At 69.5% G+C, this 19,304-nt stretch carries 11 protein-coding genes and 1 pseudogene; 9 read left to right on the top strand and 3 right to left on the bottom strand.

Annotated features, from left to right (window positions below; genetic code table 11):
• Nucleotides 1–256 precede the first annotated feature (256 nt).
• The 4 genes from ACZ7EG_RS27000 (at nt 257) to ACZ7EG_RS26985 (ending at nt 6,489) form a co-directional block, all read left to right on the top strand.
• Entirely contained in the window at nt 257–3,985 is a 3,729-nt protein-coding gene (locus ACZ7EG_RS27000) for a CHAT domain-containing protein (RefSeq protein ID WP_471084030.1), read from the top strand.
• A 57-nt stretch (nt 3,986–4,042) separates the two neighbouring features.
• The gene (locus ACZ7EG_RS26995; RefSeq protein ID WP_471084027.1) at nt 4,043–4,393 is read left to right on the top strand and encodes a hypothetical protein; all 351 of its coding nucleotides are present in this window, start codon (nt 4,043–4,045) and stop codon (nt 4,391–4,393) included.
• Nucleotides 4,393–5,010: a hypothetical protein gene (locus tag ACZ7EG_RS26990; RefSeq protein ID WP_471084024.1), complete on the top strand. Its 618-nt coding sequence runs from the start codon at nt 4,393–4,395 to the stop codon at nt 5,008–5,010. Before ACZ7EG_RS26995 ends, ACZ7EG_RS26990 begins: the two co-directional genes overlap by 1 nt.
• A 258-nt stretch (nt 5,011–5,268) precedes the next feature.
• On the top strand, nt 5,269–6,489 hold the full coding sequence (locus ACZ7EG_RS26985) for a metallophosphoesterase (RefSeq protein ID WP_471084021.1): 1,221 nt from the start codon (nt 5,269–5,271) through the stop codon (nt 6,487–6,489).
• Between the two features lie 128 nt (nt 6,490–6,617).
• Here ACZ7EG_RS26985 and ACZ7EG_RS26980 read toward each other — a convergent pair whose 3' ends face one another.
• Both ACZ7EG_RS26980 and ACZ7EG_RS26975 read right to left on the bottom strand, forming a co-directional pair.
• The gene (locus tag ACZ7EG_RS26980; RefSeq protein ID WP_471084018.1) at nt 6,618–7,934 is read right to left on the bottom strand and encodes an RICIN domain-containing protein; all 1,317 of its coding nucleotides are present in this window, start codon (nt 7,932–7,934) and stop codon (nt 6,618–6,620) included.
• A 100-nt stretch (nt 7,935–8,034) separates the two neighbouring features.
• The gene (locus ACZ7EG_RS26975) at nt 8,035–9,465 is read right to left on the bottom strand and encodes an endo-1,4-beta-xylanase (RefSeq protein WP_471084015.1); all 1,431 of its coding nucleotides are present in this window, start codon (nt 9,463–9,465) and stop codon (nt 8,035–8,037) included.
• A gap of 703 nt (nt 9,466–10,168) precedes the next feature.
• Between ACZ7EG_RS26975 and ACZ7EG_RS26970 the strand changes: the two genes are divergently transcribed.
• A complete protein-coding gene (locus ACZ7EG_RS26970) occupies nt 10,169–11,635 on the top strand; it encodes a non-reducing end alpha-L-arabinofuranosidase family hydrolase (protein WP_471084012.1) in 1,467 nt (488 codons plus the stop codon).
• Nucleotides 11,636–12,144: 509 nt separating this feature from the next.
• On the opposite strand, the gene ACZ7EG_RS26965 is transcribed toward ACZ7EG_RS26970, so the two are convergent.
• Nucleotides 12,145–12,759: a TetR/AcrR family transcriptional regulator gene (locus ACZ7EG_RS26965; RefSeq protein ID WP_471084009.1), complete on the bottom strand. Its 615-nt coding sequence runs from the start codon at nt 12,757–12,759 to the stop codon at nt 12,145–12,147.
• A gap of 79 nt (nt 12,760–12,838) precedes the next feature.
• Here ACZ7EG_RS26965 and ACZ7EG_RS26960 point away from each other — a divergent pair, with 79 nt between their 5' ends.
• The 4 genes and pseudogenes from ACZ7EG_RS26960 to ACZ7EG_RS26945 all read left to right on the top strand — a co-directional run bounded on the left by ACZ7EG_RS26960 (nt 12,839) and on the right by ACZ7EG_RS26945 (nt 19,017).
• Complete coding sequence (locus tag ACZ7EG_RS26960; RefSeq protein ID WP_471084006.1) at nt 12,839–13,747, top strand: oxidoreductase; 909 nt, start codon at nt 12,839–12,841, stop codon at nt 13,745–13,747.
• A gap of 308 nt (nt 13,748–14,055) precedes the next feature.
• Entirely contained in the window at nt 14,056–15,078 is a 1,023-nt protein-coding gene (locus ACZ7EG_RS26955; RefSeq protein WP_471084004.1) for a LacI family DNA-binding transcriptional regulator, read from the top strand.
• 88 nt (nt 15,079–15,166) lie between these two features.
• Nucleotides 15,167–15,397 (top strand): annotated as a pseudogene (locus ACZ7EG_RS26950) (cellulose binding domain-containing protein); the annotation flags it as partial.
• A 368-nt stretch (nt 15,398–15,765) separates the two neighbouring features.
• Complete coding sequence (locus ACZ7EG_RS26945; protein ID WP_471084001.1) at nt 15,766–19,017, top strand: family 78 glycoside hydrolase catalytic domain; 3,252 nt, start codon at nt 15,766–15,768, stop codon at nt 19,015–19,017.
• The last annotated feature ends 287 nt before the right edge of the window (nt 19,018–19,304 follow it).

Below are 19,304 nucleotides of genomic sequence, written 5' to 3'. Positions count from 1 at the left end.
GCCGCCCCGCCGGCGATTTCAGCCCTCTTCTGCATGCCGGGGCCCTGCACCCCCTGATCAACCGATCCGAGCGGGACATGTTCGGTATGCGGCAGAAGACATCAATTTGGCGTCTGAATCGCGCAGTTGGGAAGAGAAGGGGAGGGGTGTTCGTATGGTCCCAGGATGGGCGGGGTGTTCCGGGCGACGAGGAAGCAGTGCGTGGTGCGAAGAGTCCGCTGTCCTGGATCGGCGCGATGTGCGGAGCAACATGGACATGTTCGAGGTATCCCCGGAACGGCTGCACCTCATGGTGAAGCAGCGCCTTCTCGCGTTCTTCACCCGCGGTGACCCCTCCGGCGTACTGGCCCCCGACGCGGTCGCCGCGGCGGCGCATCTCGTCCGGACGACAAGCCTGTCGGCCGAGGGACCGCCCGACGAAGTGGCAGCGACGGTGGCCTGGGTCCACTGGATCCGGTGGCAGTTGCGGGGGGACGACGAGGGCGGCACCGACTTCCAGGTGGCGCTGGAAATGTTCGGCCGGCTGGCCTCGGTCGACGTCGAATGGCTGCCGTACGAATTACGCCCGCTCTTCGCGCCGCCCGAAGCGGGCGACCGTAATCCCCAGTTGCTCTCCGCGCGGGCCGAGGCCCTGCTCACGCACAGTTTGGCCTCCGATGACGAGGGAGCGCTGGACGAGGCCATCGAGCTTCTTCGTGAGGCGGGGGCGGCTGGACCGGACTGGTCTGTTCTGGTGGAGGCGAACCTGGGGGCGGCACTACGGGTACGCCACAGCCGGAGACGGGACCCGGCGGATCTGGCGGCGGCCATCGACCTCCTCGCACATGCCGTCGAACTCTCCCCGGACGACGCGATCCGCCTGTCGAACCATTCCTCGGCCCTCGCGGCGCGAGCCAGGTCCTCCGGGTGCGCCGCGGACCTGGACGAAGCGGTCCGGCTGGTCGGCCGCGCCGTGGAGGTGACGCCTCCGAGCCATCCGGACCACCCCGACTACCTCTCCAATCTCGCCACCACGCTCGTCGACCGCTTCGAGCGGCGTGGGCTGCTCGAGGACATCGACCGTGCTGTCGAATCAGCCCGGCGCGCCCTGGCCTGTGCCGACTTCAGTCACCCGAACCGGCATCTGCACATGTCGGCCCATTCCAAGGCCCTGACGGCGCGATTCGAGCGGTTGGGGACGTCGGACGACATCGACGAGGCGATCGCCGCGCAGCGTGCGAACCTCGCTGCCACCGCGGCCCACCACCCGCGCCTGCCCGCGGCGAAGTCCGCACTCGGCATCGCCCTGGCGAAAAGGTTCGACCACCTGCAGGTCATGGACGACGTCGACGAAGCGATCGGACTCTTCGACTCCGCGGGCGACTCGGCCGCGTTGGGCGCGGCCCTCGCGCAGCGGTCCCGGCGAAGCGGGGACGTGGCGGATCTCGACCGGGCCATCGCCACGCTCAGCCGGGCCATCGACGACAACCGCAGCAAGGGCGCGACGCGCGACGCGCACGAGGACCTGAACAACCTTGGAAGCGCCCACCTCGGACGCTTCATGCGCATCGGCGGTTCCCGTGACGTCGACGACGCCGTCGACCGTCTGCGGCAGGCCGTCGGCGCGGCTCCCGACCCCCTCCAGCGCGCCCCCTATCTGTCGAATCTCTGCCACGCCCTGCAAGTCCGCCACGAGCACAGCGGCCGTCTCGCCGATCTGGACGAAGCGGTGCAGGCGGGGACGCTTGCCGTGACGGCCATGCCCGAGGACCACCCACACCGGATCGGCTACCTCAGCAACCTCGCCCTGGTGCTGCGCACGCGGTTCCTTCGCACCTTCGACGAAGAGGACATCAGCAGGGCGATCGCGTACGACCAGGAGGCCGTCGCGGCCGCCTCCGCATCGAACCCGGAACGCCCGCGCCTGCTGTCCAATCTCGGCGGGGCGCTGGCGACACGTTTCGACAGGAACGGTGGACAGGGCGATCTCGAAGCGGCCCTGGCAGCCTTGCGTGAAGCCGTGCGCACCACTCCGCCGGGACACCCCACAGCGAGTGTCCACCTGCACAATCTGGGTGCCGCTCTCGCCACCCGTTACGAGCGGAACGAGCGGATGCCCGACCTCGACGAGGCCGTACGGCATCTGAGACGGTCGACCCGACTCGGCCCGGCAGATCACCCGGAACGCGCCCAGTACCTGGCCAGCCTCGGAGCCGCGCTGGGCAAACGGTACGCGGTCACGCACACGCCCGAGGACGCGGCAGAGGCGGCGGACGTGCTGAGCGAGGCCGCCCGGATGGGTTCCGCGGCCGCCTCCTGCCGCATCGACGCCGCGGCCAGGTGGTGTTCCCTGGCCGCCGAACGCGAGGACTGGCCGACCGCGGTGCGTGCCGCCGGGACAGCGGTCGGTCTGCTCTCCCTGCTCGCGTGGCGTGGAGCGGAGCAGGCGGACAGCCGGCACCGTCTGGAACGCTTCACCGGCCAAGCGCGCTTCGCCGCGTCCTGTGCTCTGCAGTCCGAAAGCCCGGCACGCGCGGTGGAACTGGCCGAGCAGGGACGCGGCGTGATGTGGTCCCGCCTCCTGGACACACGGGCCGACCTCGGTGCGCTGCGAGAGACCGCACCCGACCTCGCGGCCCGGCTCGATCACCTCCGCATGCTTCTCGACGCGCCGGCCCAGCCGTCATCCGTTCCGTCTCCCGGGCGGCCTCCAGGGGATGCGGCCCCACCGGACCGTTCCGCGCTGGCCCGGGAATGGGACGACCTGGTCGAACAGGTCCGGCAGATCGACGGGTTCACGGATTTCCTCCAGCCGCTCGGTATCGACCGGCTGCTCTCCCTGGGGGACGAAGGCCCCGTCGTCCTGGTCAACATCTCCTCGCTGCGCTGCGATGCACTGATCCTCACCGAGGGGCAGTTGCGCGTCAGGCCGCTGCCGACCGTCACGGAGAAGGAGCTGATCGAGCAGGCCAACAGGTATCTCGGCTCACTGCTCGACGTGGAACTCGCCACGGACGCCATGCTCCGGGCCCGCGAAGCCTTCGACAGCGGCAACCACGGCTGGGCCGCCATCACCGCCTACACCACCGCCCGAAACGAGCTGCACCACGCCCAGACGGAACGCGAGGCGGTACTCGCTTCCGTGCTGGAGTGGTTGTGGGACCGCATCGCCGAACCCGTCCTCGCCGCCCTCGGGTTCGTGAACACACCCGAGGGCGAGGCCTGGCCGCGCATGTGGTGGTGCCCGACGGGGGCCTTGACGCTCCTGCCTCTCCACGCGGCCGGTCACCACGCCGACCCCCGCGACGGCCCCCGGCGGACCGTCGTCGACCGGGTGGTGTCCTCCTACACGCCCACCCTGCGAGCCCTGCTGGAAGCCAGGCTCAGAGCACCCGAGGCATCCGACCACGCCTCGGACGGGAGAATGCTCCTGGTCGCCATGTCACAGACCCCGGGGCAGGAACCGCTCCAGGCGGTACGGCAGGACATCGACGTGCTCACGTCTCTGCTCCCCGACCGGCTGACCCTGCTCGAGAACGCGGACGCGACATGGGACGCAGTGAAGTCCGGACTGCCGAAGCACCGTTGGACACAGTTCAGCTGTCACGGTGATCAGAACGTCCTGGATCCGCTGGCAGGAGGCCTGACCCTCTTCGACAAGACCCTCACGGTCGGTGACCTCAGCGCATTCAGCCATGGCGGTGAGTTCGTCTTCCTGTCCGCCTGCAAGAGCGCGGTGGGCAGCCCCAGGATGCCGGACGAGGCCCTCACGATGTCCGCGGTCCTGCACTACACCGGCTACCGGCACGTCATCGCCGCGCTGTGGTCAATCGCCGACGACGCGGCAGCGGACGTCGCCCGGCTCGTGTACCGGGAACTCGTCTCCGAGGGAGTCCTGCATCCCGAGAAGGCGGCCCACGCCCTGCACACCGCGCTGCTGCGACTCCGTGAGGACGCCGGTCTCCCCGCCAGTGCCTGGATTCCCTTCACGCACACAGGTCCGTGACCCCGGCGACCGTACACACCGGAACCGGTCGCACACGCCGCAGAGAAGAGGAATGCCTTGACCGTCGCACACCATGAACCCGCCCCCTACGCCGAGGCCACGGATCCCGCCTACGCCGAGCGGGCCGCGGAAACCTTCACCCTCCGAAAGGCCGGTCCCGACCTGCTCGTGCTGAGCGGTCCCTGTCCGCGGTGCGCCGCACCGTTGGAAGTGCCGCTGCCGCACATGGTCTTCCGAGGGCTGGACGGCCTGCTCGCCCTGTTCCGGCCCTCCCCGCGACGTCCGGCGCCGGATGTCCGTGACGAGCCGGTGGTGTGTGAGTGCGAAGAGCATCACCCCGACCGGCCGGAGGGACGCAAGGGGTGCGGAGCCTACTGGGTGCTGCGGATCTCCAGCGGTGACGCCTGATGCCGGCTGTCGCACCCGGCGACGGCGCCGCACCCGCAGACCTGCGCGCCGCGCAGGAGCGCCGGCGTCTGCTGGACGCGGAACTGCCCCGGGTGCGCGAGACCGCCATGGCCTGGCGCAACGCGCTGGGTGCGCTGCTGGCGGGGCTCATCGGATTCAGCCTGGTCCGTGGCCGGAGCGACGTGGGCCAGCTTGCCGAGCCCTGGGCCGTCACAGTCGGCGTGCTGCTCCTGCTTGCGCTCCTCGCGGGTCTTGCGGGGGCGCTCCTGCTGGTGCGGGCGGCACACGGCCGGCCCGCCGTCGTACCCATGAGCGCGGTGGAGAGCCGCCCGGTCGCCGATCACCTGGAGGCCCGCTCCGCAGCAGCCGCACTCAGACGCGGCATCGCCCTCACACTCCTGTGCGTCGGACTGCTCGTCACCGCTGTCGCAACGACCTGGTACGGGCCGCCGGACAAGGGTCCCGCGATCCGTGTCGACTCGCCTTCCGGCTCCGTCTGCGGCTCGGTGGTACGCCTGGACGCGGGCACGGTGGTCCTCAAGACGACGATGGGCGAGGTGAGGGTCGCACTCGACCACGCGTCGGCCTTGAGCCCGGTCGAGGCGTGTCCGCCCTGACGCCTCTTCCTTGCGACGCCCCGGGCGGCGTCTTTCTCAGGCCATCGTCCCGCCGGCGCGCTCGGGCGGCGGTCGCGCCGAGCCGGGGCAGTACCGCCCTGATCACGGCTGACCTCGCGGGAGGTGTCCGGACCAAGTCCTGCCCTCCCGCAGAGGGCCCCTCGCCCCATTGGGCGGCGCTCATGAACGCCGGTCCGGCCTTCCCGAGGGCGACCGGATACAGTGCGCGAGACGGCAGCCTGGCCAGAGAGGGGAAGCGTGCCGGACAGCAGCAACGCCCGACCCGCCGACAGCGAAGCGCGAGCTCCGCGGCCCAGCCGACTGCACCGTCTGATGCGTTACCTCCCCCTGATCGCCCCCGTGCTTCTGTGGAGCGTGCCCTGCTGGGTGCTCCTGTACACCGGCCAGCACTGGCCGCTGCCCGTCACGCTGGCCGGAACCGCCCTGTTCGTCCTCGGCCTCGCAGGCATGCCGCTCGCGATGGTGCGCGGCCACGGCCGGCGTCAGCACGACCGGGCGGCGATCATCGGTGACACCCTGCTGGGGACGAGCTGGGTTCTGTTCACCTGGTCCGTTCTGCTCGGCGCCCTCTTGGGACTCGCCCTGACCGTGGCCGGCGTCGGCGAGAGTCAGGACCGGGCCCGAATCGTCACCTGGGCCGTCCTCGGCGTAACCGCCGCGCTGCTCGCCTGGGGGTACACCGAGGCCCGCCGCGTGCCACGGGTGCGCCGACTCGATGTACGACTTTCACGACTGGGTGCCGGACTGGACGGCATCCGCGTCGTCCTCATCACCGACACCCACTACGGCCCGCTCGATCGCGCCCGCTGGTCGGCGAGGGTGTGCGAGACGGTGAACACACTGGAAGCCGACCTGGTCTGCCATACCGGCGACATCGCGGACGGCACGGCCGAACGCCGCCGCGGCCAGGCCGCCCCACTCGCAACCGTGCGGGCCACCCGGGCCCGTGTGTACGTCACCGGCAACCACGAGTACTACAGCGAGGCCCAGGGCTGGGTCGACCTGATGGACGAGCTGGGCTGGGAGCCGCTGCGCAACCGCCATCTGTTGCTCGAACGCGGAGGTGACACCCTCGTGGTCGCCGGCGTGGACGACGTCACCGCCGAGTCCTCAGGCCTGGCAGGCCACCGCGCGCACCTCGCCGGAGCCTTGAACGGCGCCGACCCCGACCTCCCCGTCCTGCTCTTGGCACACCAGCCCAAGTTCATCGACCGAGCAGCAGCCGCCGGCATCGACCTCCAGCTCTCCGGCCACACCCACGGCGGCCAGATCTGGCCGTTCCACCACCTCGTGCGCATCGACCAGCCCGCCCTCGCCGGCCTCAGCCACCACGGCCCCCGCACCCTCCTCTACACCAGCCGCGGCACCGGCTTCTGGGGCCCGCCGTTCCGCGTCTTCGCCCCCAGCGAGATCACTCTGCTCGTGCTCCGCTCCCCGCACCGGCCCACCTCGCCGTAGCACTCGACGCGGCGACACAGTCACCGTCGCCCTCGTTCGGCGGACGGGCCTGTGCGACCTTCGAGCCGGGACGGGCGTCGACGGAGTGGAGCCAGGATCGTCCTGGCTCCACCCTTGGTGCGGGACGGTCACTGGAACTGTGCGAAGAACCTCCAGATCTCTGTCTTGGTCCAGGTGGTGACGCCGCTTTCGTTGGGGGAGCCGTCGACCGGACCGGGTATGTGGCCTCCGTCGAACGCGGCCCATTGGACCGGGTACCCGTCACGGCAGCCCGAGTAGGTGGTGGTGATGTGCGTTCGGCTGCCCGGAGCGGGCTCGCGCGGGCTCTGGCGGGTGCAGCCGTTGTTGCTGACGAACCTGTCGCGCAGGGACCGCCCTTGCGCGATGTTGAGGACGGAGTCGCTGATGCCGTGGATGCCGAAGTAGGCGATGGGCTGGGCGCCGCCACTGCACCCGCTGATCTGAGCGCCGGAGATGACCGCGACGGCCCTGAAGACGTTCGCCCGGCTGCACGCGACTGCGTAGCTCATGCCGCCGCCCCAGCTGAATCCCGTGGCGAAACGCTGTGCCGGGTTGACACACAGGCCGCTCTCGATGCGCCGGATCATGTCGTCGACGAAGGTGATGTCCTCATCGCCCGCATTGGCCCAGCCGTTGCCGAGGCCTTGGGGGGCGACGAGGATCGCGGTGTTGTTCGACTGTTCCTGCTGGCCGTAGTAGGACCAGGCGTTCCCGCTCGTGCCGCCCGAGGCGACGTCGCCGGCGGTTCCGCCCCGCCAGTGGAACGCGAAGATCAACCGGTAGCGGTGGTTGTTGTCGTAGTTGGCCGGAACCCTGAGGATGAAGCTGCGGCTCTTACCGCCGCTCTGAATCGTGTGCGTACCGCTCGCCAGGGCCGGGGCGCTGCCGCATCCGCCGCCACCGCCACCGCCACCGCCACCGGACGACAGCTTGATCATCTGCCATTGCTGGTTGGCGCCGCCCCAGTCGGAGTACTGCACGACGTTGCCGCCGTCGGCGGTGGAGGCGCCCTGCACCTCCACCGCCTTGCTGCTGGTGCGGTTGATCAGCCGGACGTGGCCCGCGTCGGAGTCGGCCAGGCGGAACTGCTGGTTGGTCCCGTTGTGGTCGGCCCACTGCTGGATCGCGGCACCGTCCGCGGTCGAGGCGCCGGCCACGTCGAGAACCTTGCCCGAATGCCGGGCCTTGAGGCGGTAGAAGCCGCCGCCGGAGTCCACGAACTGCCACTGCTGGTTGGTTCCGTCGTTGCGCGTCCACTGGCCGACCCGTGCGCCGTCGGCGGTGGATGAGCCGGAGACGTCCAGCGCCTTGCCGCTGTTGCGATTGACCAGGACGTACCAGGCATTGGTGTCCACCGTCGCCGCCTCGGCGGGCGCCGGATGCACCGCGGCGAGCATGCCGATCGCCAGGGTGGCCGCCACCACGGCGGCTACCCGGGACCACCAGCGATGTATGCGTGAAGGGGCGGGAGGAACCGCACCGTCGGTCTTCATCGATTCACCCTTTCGTCTGTGACAGGTCCCCTCAGGTGCGGGTCCAGCGTTGGTTGCTGCCGTTCGAGCAGGTGTAGAGCTGGATCAGGGTGCCGTTGGCGGTGCCTCCTGAGACGGCGTCGAGGCAGAGGCCGGACTGGACCCCGACGATGGAGCCGTCGGAGTTGAGGCGCCATTTCTGGTTGTCACCGCCCCAGCAGCTGTAGATCTGGACTTTGGCGCCGTTGCCGGTGCCGGCGGCGTCCAGGCACTTGTCGCCGTAGACCCTGAGCTCGCCGGCGGCGGTGTGTGTCCACTGCTGGTTGGTGCCGTTGTGGCAGTCCCACAGGTGGAGCTGGGTGCCGTCCGCGGTACTGGTACCGGGCACGTCCAGGCAGCGGCCCGAACCGACTCCCTTGATCGTTCCGCCGCCCGGAGGGGGCGTGGAGGTACCGCCGTTGAGTGCGTTGAGGACGGCGGTGTAGGCGGGCTTCTTGCTGCCGTCGCGATTGAACAGCAGCGGCGTGTGCTCCGGTCGCCAGGAGTCGCTGTCGCGCACACCCCAGACGGTGATGCCGAGGCAGCGCGGGACGGCCAGGCAGTCGTTGGTCACGTTGGCGTAGGTGGTGGCCGAGGCGCCCTGGATGTCGAGTTCGGTGATGGCGACGTCGACCCCGAGGGCGGCGAAGTTCTGCAGGGTGGTGCGGAAGTTGCTGTTGTAGGGGCTGTCGTTGTTGAAGTGCGACTGGAAGCCGACGCAGTCGATCGGCACGCCGCGCTGCTTGAAGTCCCGCACCATGGCGTACATGGCCTGGGTCTTGGCCCAGGTCCAGTTCTCGACGTTGTAGTCGTTGTAGCAGAGCTTGGCTGCCGGGTCGGCGGCACGCGCGGTCCGGAAGGCGACCTCGATCCAGTCGTTGCCGGTGCGCTGCAGATTGGAGTCGCGCCGGGCTCCCGAACTGCCGTCGGCGAAGGCCTCGTTCACGACGTCCCACTGGGCGATCCTGCCCTTGTAGTGGGCCATCACGCCGTTGATGTGGTTGATCATCGCCTGGCGCAGCGCGCTGCCGCTGAGGCTCTGCATCCAGCCGGGCTGCTGGGAGTGCCAGGCCAGGGTGTGACCGCGCACCTGCTTGCCGTTCTGCACCGCCCAGTTGTAGACGCGGTCGGCGGCGGTGAAGTTGAACTGGCCGCGCTGTGGCTCGGTGGCGTCGATCTTCATCTCGTTCTCGGCCGTCACCGAGTTGAACTCACGGCCCGCGATCGTCGTGTACGCGGAGTCGCCCAGCCTGCCCGAGGCGATGGCGGTGCCGAAGTAGCGGCCACTCTGCGCGGCCGCGGCGCCGAGGGTGTTCTCGGCCGCCTGTGCGCTCGGCGGCGCGACCAGTGCGGCGACCACACCGAGGACGCCGGCCAACAGCGCCAACAGCAGACTGCGGAACGTCCGGCGGACAACCGGTCTGGGAAGGGCGTACGAGCCCATGACTGTGCCTCCAGGGTAGACATCACGGAAGGGCTGAAGCGCAGGGAAAGCGTCGTCCGCTCGCACTCGCAGACGGACGGGGCGAGCCAAAACCCGGGCGCCCGGAAACACCGGCCACCGCGGTCATGAGGCCGGGACGATCTCACCCAGCACGGAGGGCGCCGGTCGGCCGCGTTGCGTGACGCTCGGCGGACGGCGGCGGTGTTTCGGCACAGACATGAGGGCACTCCATCGCGGCTCGGCCGGGAAGACCGCCTCGCGGCGTCGCACAGCTCTCCGAGTACGTGAAGAGCCAGGAGGCGCTGGTGCGAACCTCACCGGAACGTGACGGGGTGGCGCAGGCTCGATCGCCGTGGTTCGACATGTCGAACCAGGGCCGGGTTCTCAGACAGGGATGATTGAGGTGTTGACGATGGCACGTCAATACTCCCCGCAGAAGAAGTTTCGGTTTGCCGCCCGAAACTTTCTGGAACGCCGACGAGACGGACGGCGAGCCTCCGGCGCCTCCGTCGGAGGCCTTGAGGCGCTGTTTGTGGACAGATCTGCGGCAGGCCTTGACCAGATGGCCCCGCATTCCTAGCTTGTGGCGTCGAAGCTTCCGGGAATTCTTCGAACGTTTCGATGCCCCCTCCCTCCCGGCAGTCCGCTCTGCGGTTCCCCGGGGTCACCTCGCCCCCGCCCCTCCCCAAAGGAGCGCCCTCTGATGCGGTTTCGCCCCCCACTCCCGGTCCGCCCAAGACGCTTACTCGCGGTGCTTGCGCCCTTGCTGCTCGTGGCCACCTTCCTCGGTGCCCAGCCCGCCGGCGCGGCGACCGTAGACCCCAATGCCTCGTATGTGCTGGTCAACCGCAACAGCGGTAAAGCCCTGGACGTCTACAACATGGCGACCGATGACGGCGCCCGTATCACCCAGTGGAGCAGGAACGATCAAAGCCAGCAGCAGTGGCAGTTCGTCGATTCCGGCGGCGGCTACTACCGCATCAAGTCCCGCCACTCGGGCAAGGTGCTGGACGTCCACCAGCAGTCCACCGCGAACGGCGGCTCGATCGTCCAGTGGGCCGACCTGAACGGCACCAATCAGCAGTGGCGGCTGGCCGACAGCCCGGACGGCTACGTGAGGCTCATCGCGCGCCACAGCAACAAGGCCCTCGAAGTCCAAGGCGCCGCCACCGCCGACAACGCGAACGTCGTCCAGTACGACGACTGGGGTGGCGCCAATCAGCAGTGGCAGCTCGTCAAGGTCGGCGGCGGCAGTTCCGGCCCGTGCGATCTTCCGTCGACCTACCGCTGGACATCGACGGGCGCACTGGCGCAGCCCAAGCCGGGGTGGGTCTCGCTCAAGGACTTCACCGTCGTCCCCTACAACGGCAGGCATCTCGTCTATGCGACGACGCACGACACGGGGACGAAGTGGGGTTCGATGAACTTCGGCCTGTTCACCAACTGGTCGGAGATGGCCTCGGCCGGCCAGAACACGATGTCGGCCTCCACCGTCGCACCCACGCTCTTCTACTTCGCACCGAAGAACATCTGGGTGCTCGCCTACCAGTGGGGCGGGACCGCCTTCTCCTACCGGACGTCGAGCGACCCCACCAACCCGAACGGCTGGTCGTCCCAGCAGGTGCTCTTCTCCGGAAGCATCTCCGGCTCCGGAACGGGACCCATCGACCAGACACTCATCGGTGACGGGACGAACATGTACCTGTTCTTCGCCGGTGACAACGGCAAGATCTACCGGGCCAGTATGCCGATCGGGAACTTCCCGGGCAGCTTCGGCACGACCTCGACCGTGGTCATGAGCGATACGACGAACAACCTGTTCGAGGCCCCGCAGGTCTACAAGCTCCAGGGCCAGAACCGCTACCTCATGATCGTCGAGGCGATCGGCGCGCAGGGACGCTACTTCCGCTCGTTCACGGCCACCAGTCTGAACGGCTCATGGACACCCCAGGCCGCGACCGAGAGCAATCCCTTCGCCGGCAAGGCCAACAGTGGCGCCACCTGGACCAACGACATCAGCCACGGCGAACTGATCCGCACCGGTCCCGACCAGACCATGACCGTCGATCCCTGCAATCTGCAGCTGCTCTACCAGGGGCGCAGCCCCAACTCCGGCGGCGACTACGGCCTGCTGCCCTACCGTCCGGGTCTGCTGACACTGCGGCGCTGACGGCGTGACAGGAGTCCGGCTCGGGTGTGGAGCCGGCGTGGGGGGGGGGGCGGAAAAGAAAAACACGGCCCCGGGCCCCCTTCCCGGTCCCCGCGCGAATGGACAAGGAGCACCCTCCTCCCGCGCCCAACAAACCCCCCCCCCCCTCCGTCCCCCTCTCCGCTCCCCCCCCCCCCTTCCCCCCCCCGGAGGAGAAAAAAAAACCCCCCCCCCCCCCCCACGGTCCTGCATGCGCGATCCGGGACCGGTGGGCCGGGCCGCGCCGCTCCAGCCGTTGCGGGAGGTGCCGATCAGCAGGCCGAGTCCGGAGTCGAACCCTGCCGCGACGTGCTTGGAGCGCCGGGCGGTCGCCCGGGTCCGGGCCGCTGCGGTTTTGGTGCTCTGGCGGGGCAAGGCATGTGCCGGCGGAGGTTCCGAACGTGCGCCGGACCCGCGCGGGAGTGAGCCGGTGCGGTGCGGTCGGCTTCTCCCAGTGACCAGCACACGCGTCGCGCACAACTGCCGGAGGGTCACCTGGGCTTGAGTCCGTGCAGCATCAGGTGCACCAGTTGGGGGACGCCGTCGAGAGTGGCCTGCGCGTCGAGCCGGTCGTTGGCGGCGAGGGTGGCGGTGCCCTGGAGAGTGGCGCCCACGACGAGAGTGAGGTGGGTGGGGTCCCCCTCGATGATCTCCCCGCGCTTCTGGGCGTGCGCGATGATCCGCTCCAGCGCCTCCACCGTACGGTCGACGGCGGCGGCCATCTCCTCGGAGGCGTCGGGGTCGTGCTTGCGGGCGAACATGAGCTCCAGGAGCTCGGCGTTCTCGGTGGCGAAGCCGAGGTAGCCCCGGGCGAAGGCGACGAGCCGCGGTTCCAGCGGGAGGGCGGGGTCGTCGCCGGCGGTCAGGACCCGGGTCAGCCGCTCGTAGCCGGCGAGCGCCAGGGCGTTGAGCAGGGCCTGCTTGTCCTTGAAGTGCCGCCCCGGGGCGGCGTGGCTGACGCCGATGTCCCGGGCCAGTTCCCGCAGGGACAGGGCCCCGGCCCCCTTCTCCCGCAGGGTGCGCTCGGCACTCGCGAGCAGGGCGGTGCGGAGGTCTCCGTGGTGGTAGGGGCGGGTCTCGCGGCTCTCGGACTTCTCGGACGGCATGGCCCCATCGTATGCGGATGTAGACGGCGCCAGCATTGTTGTCATTGACAGCATTGTTGTCGGTGTCTACATTGAGGTCATGGCTACTGACAAGTGGAACGCGACCGACCTCCCTGACCTCACGGGCCGCACGGCCGTGGTCACCGGAGCCAACAGCGGTATCGGCCTCAAGGCGGCGGAGGCGCTGGCCCGCGCGGGCGCGCATGTCGTCTTCGCCGTACGGGATCCGGAGCGCGGCCGCGCGGCGGCGGCCACCGTGCACGGCAGCACGGAGGTCCGCCGCCTCGATCTGGCGGACCTGTCCTCCGTACGGGAGTTCGCGGCGGACTGGCGGGGCGAACTGCATCTGCTGCTGAACAACGCCGGTGTGATGATGCTGCCGGAGCAGCGCACGAGGGACGGCTTCGAGATGCAGTTCGGCACGAACCACCTGGGGCACTTCGCCCTGACCAACCTGCTGCTGCCGCACATCACCGACCGGGTCGTCACCGTCGCCTCGGGTATGCACCGCTTCGGCACCGGAGTGATCGACTTCGCCGACCTGAACCGGACGGCGAACTACAGCCCCACCGGCGCCTACGCCCAGTCGAAGCTCGCGAACCTCCTTTTCACCCTGGAGCTCCAGCGCCGCCTCACGGAGGCGGGCTCCCCGGTCCGCGCCACCGCCGCCCACCCCGGGTACGCCGCCACCAACCTCGGGAGCCACGTGGCGAGCCCGCTGTCCCGGCTCCTCATGAAGTTCATCGGCCACCGGTTCATGGCCCAGGACGACAAGGCGGGCGCGCTGCCCACCCTGTACGCGGCGACGCAGGACCTCCCCGGCGCGAGCTACGTCGGCCCCGACGGCTTCCAGGAGATGCGCGGTGCGCCCACCCTGGTCGGCCGGAGCGCGGCGGCGAGCGACCCGGAGGCGGCGAAGCGGCTGTGGACGGTGTCGGAGGAGCTGACGGGGACACGGTTCCCGCTGGAGACGGCCGTACGCGGCTGAGTGCGGCCCGTCGGATGGGCGAAGACCACGCCGCCGGAGTCCCGGTGTCCGACGGCGCCGGCCGCGCCCGGTTCCGCAGGTATCGGCGCTGTCGGCACCCCCAGGGGCCGCCCGGCTCTCTCCACAGGTCACCGAAACCATGGGAGGTGGTCGAGCTGTCGGTCTCCAACGCGCCCTGGCCCTCACTCGGTTCGGGAGCGCTCCCAACCTCTGGGGACAGGACGACCGTCCGTGACGATGCCCCTGGTGAAGTCGTGTGCGCGATCCCCTCCGGCCGGTAAGATCGGTGATCTCTTGGGGGAGGTGGCATGGGCAGACGGCGCCCGGGGGCACCGACGCTGGAGGAAGTGGCTGCCCGCGCGCGGGTGGGACGAGGCACGGTCTCCCGCGTCATCAACAACGCCGACGGCGTGAAGGAGTCGACGCGTCGGGCCGTGCAGCGGGCCATCGACGAACTCGGTTACGTACCCAATCTCGCGGCCCGCTCCCTGGCCGGGCGGCGCGCCGACGCGGTCGCCCTGGTCATGACGGAACCGGACTGGCGCCAGTTCGCCGAGCCCTTCTTCTCCGAGATCGTCACCTCGCTCGGGGACGCCCTGACCGACACCGGAATGCAGCTCATGCTGACCCTGGTCCGCTCGGACGCCGAACGGCAGCGCTTCCTCGAGTACGCGCGCGGCGGCCGGGTCGACGGCGTCCTGCTGATGTCCGTGCACGCCGGCGATCCGCTGCCTGACATGCTGGCCGAGGCCCGGTTGCCGACCGTGCTGCTGGGGCGCCGCTCCGGCGACGAGTACGTCAGTTACGTCGACATGGACAACGTCGGCGGTGCGCGCAGTGCCGTCTCCCACCTCGTGCAACGGGGCCGCAGGGTCATCGCCACCATCACCGGGCCGCTCGACCTGCACGCCGCCCGCTCCCGGCTGCGAGGCTATGAGGAGGCCTTGACGCTGGCGGGCCTGAAGGTCGAGCGGACCCGTGTCGCCCAGAGCGACTTCACGGCGGAGAGCGGGCGCCGCGCCATGGCCGAGCTCCTCGAACGGCACCCGGACATCGACGGCGTCCTCGCCGCGTCGGACACCACGGCCGCCGGGGCCTTGGAGGCCCTGCGCGCGGCCGGGCGCCGGGTGCCCGAGGATGTCGCCGTGATCGGCTTCGACGACTTTCCGCTGGGCCTGCGGACCGAACCCCGCCTGACCACGGTGCGCCAGCCGATCGAGGAAGCCGGACGGGCCATGATCCGACTGCTCCTGGAGGAGATGGAGGAGGGCGCCGTCGCCTGGCGTCACGTCATCCTCCGTACGGAGCTGGTGGTCCGCGACTCGACCTGACGCGGGCCCGCCCACCGCCGGGAGGGCGCGGAAGCCGATTACGGTTCCCCCCGGCCTGACCTGCGCCTCCTGATTCCTCCGGCGCCTCCCCGTCAACGGCTGGAAGCTCGCGTTCACCCTCCCCTCCGGACAGCGGATCACCAACGCCTGGAACGCGAACCTGCCCGGGTCGTCAGGGGCGGTCACCGCGAGCAACGTCAGCCACAACGGCGATCTGAAGGCCGGCGGCCAGGCGACCTTCGGGTTCCAGGGCACCTCCAGCGGAACCTTCACCAAGCCCTCCGCCTTCAGCCTGAACGGCACCGCCTGCACCGCCGCCTGGGACACGCCCTCCCTCCGGGGCCCGCCCGGTTCCATCGCGCCGACGAGCGGGCCCCGGAGGCCGTGGCGGTCACGCCCCGATGACCGTTCCAGCCTGACGTTCCGCCCTCCGACAGCCCCTGCACACACCCCTTACGAGGAGTTCGTCGGCGTTCGGTTCCGTGCGGTGGCGACGATGCGCTTCAACGGCACGGCCGGCCGGGCCCCGTATGAAGGCGCTCGATCGCGCGGGTTCCGGCGTGAAGGTCAGGTCGTTTCCGTGCGCGCTTATTGACGTGTCCCCCGTCACACCAATAACGTCCCGGGCAACACCAGGGACTGAAACGATTCAATGCGGGAGAGAACATGCTCTGTAGGCGCCCGCTCATGACCGGACTCCTGACAGGCTTCGTCGTCATCGCCGTACTCGGCAGCATGGCCGCCCTGCCCGCCCCCATGGTCCCCGCCGCATCGGTGTCGAAGGCGTCGTTCGCGGTGAAGGGCCTGAGCACCAACGGCCGTACCGACCCGCTGGGCATCGGCGGCGAAGCCCCGACGTTCGGCTGGCAGGCCGCCTCGGCCCGGCGGGGGACCTCACAGACGGCCTACGAGGTCCAAGTGGGCCGGACGCCGGGAGCTTTTGATGTGTGGCGGTCCGGCAAGGTGGAGTCCGACCGTCAGGTCGATGTCCCGTACCGCGGTCCGGAGCTGAAGCCGGCCACACGGTACTACTGGCGCGTTCGGGCTTGGGACGACAAGGGAACCGTGAGCCGGTGGAGCGAGGCGCACTTCGAGACGGGTCTGCTCGCTCCCGACGACTGGGAGGGCGCCCAGTGGATCACTCGTCCCAAGGCTCCGAGTGAGCTGGACCGCTGGACCGACTATGCCGCCACGGTCGAGTTCAAGCTCGACAGCGCCGCCTTCGGCATGTTCCTGCGTGCTTCCGACGCGAGCAACGGGTACATGTGGCAGTTCAGCGTCACGGGCTCGACCCCGATGCTGCGACTGCACGAGCAGGTGAAGGGCAACTACAGCGTCGCGCGGGAAGTGGATCTCGCGCCCTTCGGTTTCTCCAAGGAGGAGCTCCTCGACGGCCGCCACACCGTGCGCTACGACGTGGCGGGCGACACGATCAGGACGACCCTCGACGGCACGCTCGTCAACACCTTCACGGACTCCACCTTCGCCAAGGGCTACATCGGCTTCCGCACCCATGCCTGCTGCGGCGAACGGGGAAGCGTCTACGACGCCGTCGTGACCGCAGCCGACGGCAGCACCCTGCTCGACACCGACTTCGCCTCCGGACGCAACCCGTTCACCGGCGGCGAGATCGCCGACTCCGCCCTCGTGGTGTCCGGCACCACCGACGCCGTCTACGAACCCACGCCACGACCGCAGCCGTTGCTGCGCAAGCATTTCCCGACCAGGCCGGGCAAGAAGATCGCCTCCGCACGGGTTTACGCGTCCGCACTCGGCGTGTATCAGCTGGAGATCAACGGCAGGCCCGTCGGCGACCAGGTGCTCGCCCCGGGCTGGACGAACTACCACCGGCGCATCCAGTCCCAGACCTACGACGTGACGAAGCTGCTGCGGAGCGGCGGGAACGCGATCGGCGCTGCACTGGCGGACGGCTGGTGGGCCGGCAAGGTCGGGCTCGGCTGGAGCCGCCAGTACGGCGACGCACCTGCGCTCGTCGCGAAGCTGCACGTCACTTACACCGACGGCACGGATCAGTGGCTCACCACGGACGGTTCGTGGAAGACGGCGGACGGGCCCTTCACGAAGGCGGATCTGCAGGACGGCGAGACCTACGACGCCCGTCTGGTGCCGTCGGGCTGGAGCGGGACGGGCTTCGACGACAGCCGGTGGGAGCCCGCCGCAACGGTGGAGTCCCGAAGCGCCCTCCTGGTGCCGCAGAGCGACGAGCCGGTACGCCGCACGCAGGTGCTCGAGGCCCGGAAGATGACCCGGCCCACAGCCGGGACCTACGTGTACGACCTCGGCCAGAACATGGTCGGCGTGTCCCGGCTGACCCTGACCGGCTCCCCCGGCCAGACCGTCAAGATCCGCTATGCGGAGGTACTCGACAAGAACGGCACCCTCTACACCGACAACTTCCGCAGCGCCAAGGTCACTGACCGCTACGTCTTCGCAGAGTCCGGCACGATCACCTACGAACCCACCTTCACCCAGCACGGATTCCGCTACATCGAGATAACCGGAGTGGACTCCCCTCCAGCGCTCTCCGACGTCAAGGGCGTGGTCTGGGGCTCCGACCTCCCCTCCACCGGCACGCTGGCGACCTCCGACAGCATGCTCAACCAGCTGGTGAGCAACATCTCGTGGAGCCAGCGGGGCAACTTCCTCTCCATCCCCACCGACACCCCCGCCCGCGACGAGCGCCTGGGCTGGACGGGAGACATCAGCCTGTTCGCCCCGACGGCCAACTACCTCGTCGACACCCGCGCGTTCCTGTCCCACTGGATGGCGGACGTACGCAACTCCCAGTACGCGAACGGCGATCTGCCGGCGGTCGTGCCGACACCCCAGAGCCAGTTCAGCGACAGCGGTGTCGGCTGGTCCGACGTGATGATCACCGTGCCGTACCACGTGTGGCGCTCCTACGGCGACACCCGCATCCTGCGGGACAACTACCCGGCCATGCGGAAGTTCTTCCAGTTCGTGCGCACCAGCGCCGGAGCGGACCTTCTCGAGCCCGGCCGTACCACGTTCTTCACCAATGACTGGCTGCATCTGGACGACCCGACCGAGCAGGGCGTCCTGGGCACGGCCTACTACGCCGAGGACGCCCGCATGATGGCGGAGGTGGCCAAGGCCCTGGGCGACGAAACGGCGGCGGCCGACTACGGCAAGCTCTCCGCCGACATCCGCGCCGCGTTCACCGAGGCCTACGTCGCGGCCGACGGCACCGTGAAGGGCAACTCGCAGACCGGGTACGCCCTGGCCCTCGGCATGGACCTCGTCTCGGACCCGGCACTGGTCGAGAAGGCAGGCGAGAAGTTCGTGGCCAAACTGGCCCGGTCCGACCACCACCTGCGGACCGGCTTCATCGGCACACCGTTGTTGCTGCCCGCCTTGAGCAGGATCGGCCGGCACGACCTGGCCTACAAGATGCTCCTGCACAAGGACTACCCGTCCTGGGGCTACGAGGTCGTCAACGGCGCTACCACCATGTGGGAACGCTGGAACTCGATCATGCCCGACGGCGAGTTCGGACCGGTGGACATGAACTCCTTCAACCACTACGCGTACGGCGCCGTGGGCGACTGGATGTTCCGGAACATCGGCGGCCTCTCCGCCATCGAACCCGGCTACAAGCGCGCCCGGATCGCACCGGCCCCGGGTGGAAACCTGACCAGGGGCTCCGGGGTGCTGCGGACGGTCTACGGCCCGCTGTCGTCGCGGTGGAGCACCCGCGACGGCGCCTTCCACCTGAAGGTGACGGTGCCGGTCAACACCGTCGCCGAGGTTCACGTACCGGCAGGCTCGCGCCAGGCCGTGACCGAGGGCGGCCGACCCGCCGACAAGGCCGAGGGCGTCCGGTTCCTCCGGATGGAGGGCGGGGCCGCCGTCTTCGAGGTCGGTTCGGGGTCCTACGACTTCGGCGTCGGCCACTGATCGAACGTGAAGACCTCCGAGGCGGGCTCGGGGCGCCGTGGCGCATCCGCCACCTCCGACGGGTGAACCCGGCGCGCGAGACCGATGACGGGCGTCTCAAGATCTGAACGGAGCTTCTCAACCAGCCAGGTCGAGCCACCTCAGACCTGCGGTGGTGGGGGGGGGGGGCACCCCCACCCCCAAAAAAAAAAAGGGCCCCCACAACCACCCAACCCCCAAACGCAAGCTCCCCAACCTCTCCCTCCAGACAAGGTTTTTCTTTGTTGAAAAAGGGTTTGTGGTGGGGG

It is taken from the genome of Streptomyces sp. NPDC037100 (assembly GCF_055606225.1).
The sequence above is the reverse complement of the archived record's forward strand: the minus strand, read 5'-3'. Positions and strand labels throughout refer to the sequence as shown.

Excerpts from the sequence above, each read along its gene's own strand:
- ACZ7EG_RS27000 (WP_471084030.1), top strand. The coding sequence starts at position 257 with ATGTTCGAGGTATCCCCGGAACGGCTGCACCTCATGGTGAAGCAGCGC.
- ACZ7EG_RS26990 (WP_471084024.1), top strand. The coding sequence starts at position 4,393 with ATGCCGGCTGTCGCACCCGGCGACGGCGCCGCACCCGCAGACCTGCGC.
- ACZ7EG_RS26975 (WP_471084015.1), bottom strand. The coding sequence starts at position 9,465 with ATGGGCTCGTACGCCCTTCCCAGACCGGTTGTCCGCCGGACGTTCCGC.
- ACZ7EG_RS26970 (WP_471084012.1), top strand. The coding sequence starts at position 10,169 with ATGCGGTTTCGCCCCCCACTCCCGGTCCGCCCAAGACGCTTACTCGCG.
- ACZ7EG_RS26965 (WP_471084009.1), bottom strand. The coding sequence starts at position 12,759 with ATGCCGTCCGAGAAGTCCGAGAGCCGCGAGACCCGCCCCTACCACCAC.
- ACZ7EG_RS26960 (WP_471084006.1), top strand. The coding sequence starts at position 12,839 with ATGGCTACTGACAAGTGGAACGCGACCGACCTCCCTGACCTCACGGGC.
- ACZ7EG_RS26955 (WP_471084004.1), top strand. The coding sequence starts at position 14,056 with ATGGGCAGACGGCGCCCGGGGGCACCGACGCTGGAGGAAGTGGCTGCC.
- ACZ7EG_RS26945 (WP_471084001.1), top strand. The coding sequence starts at position 15,766 with ATGACCGGACTCCTGACAGGCTTCGTCGTCATCGCCGTACTCGGCAGC.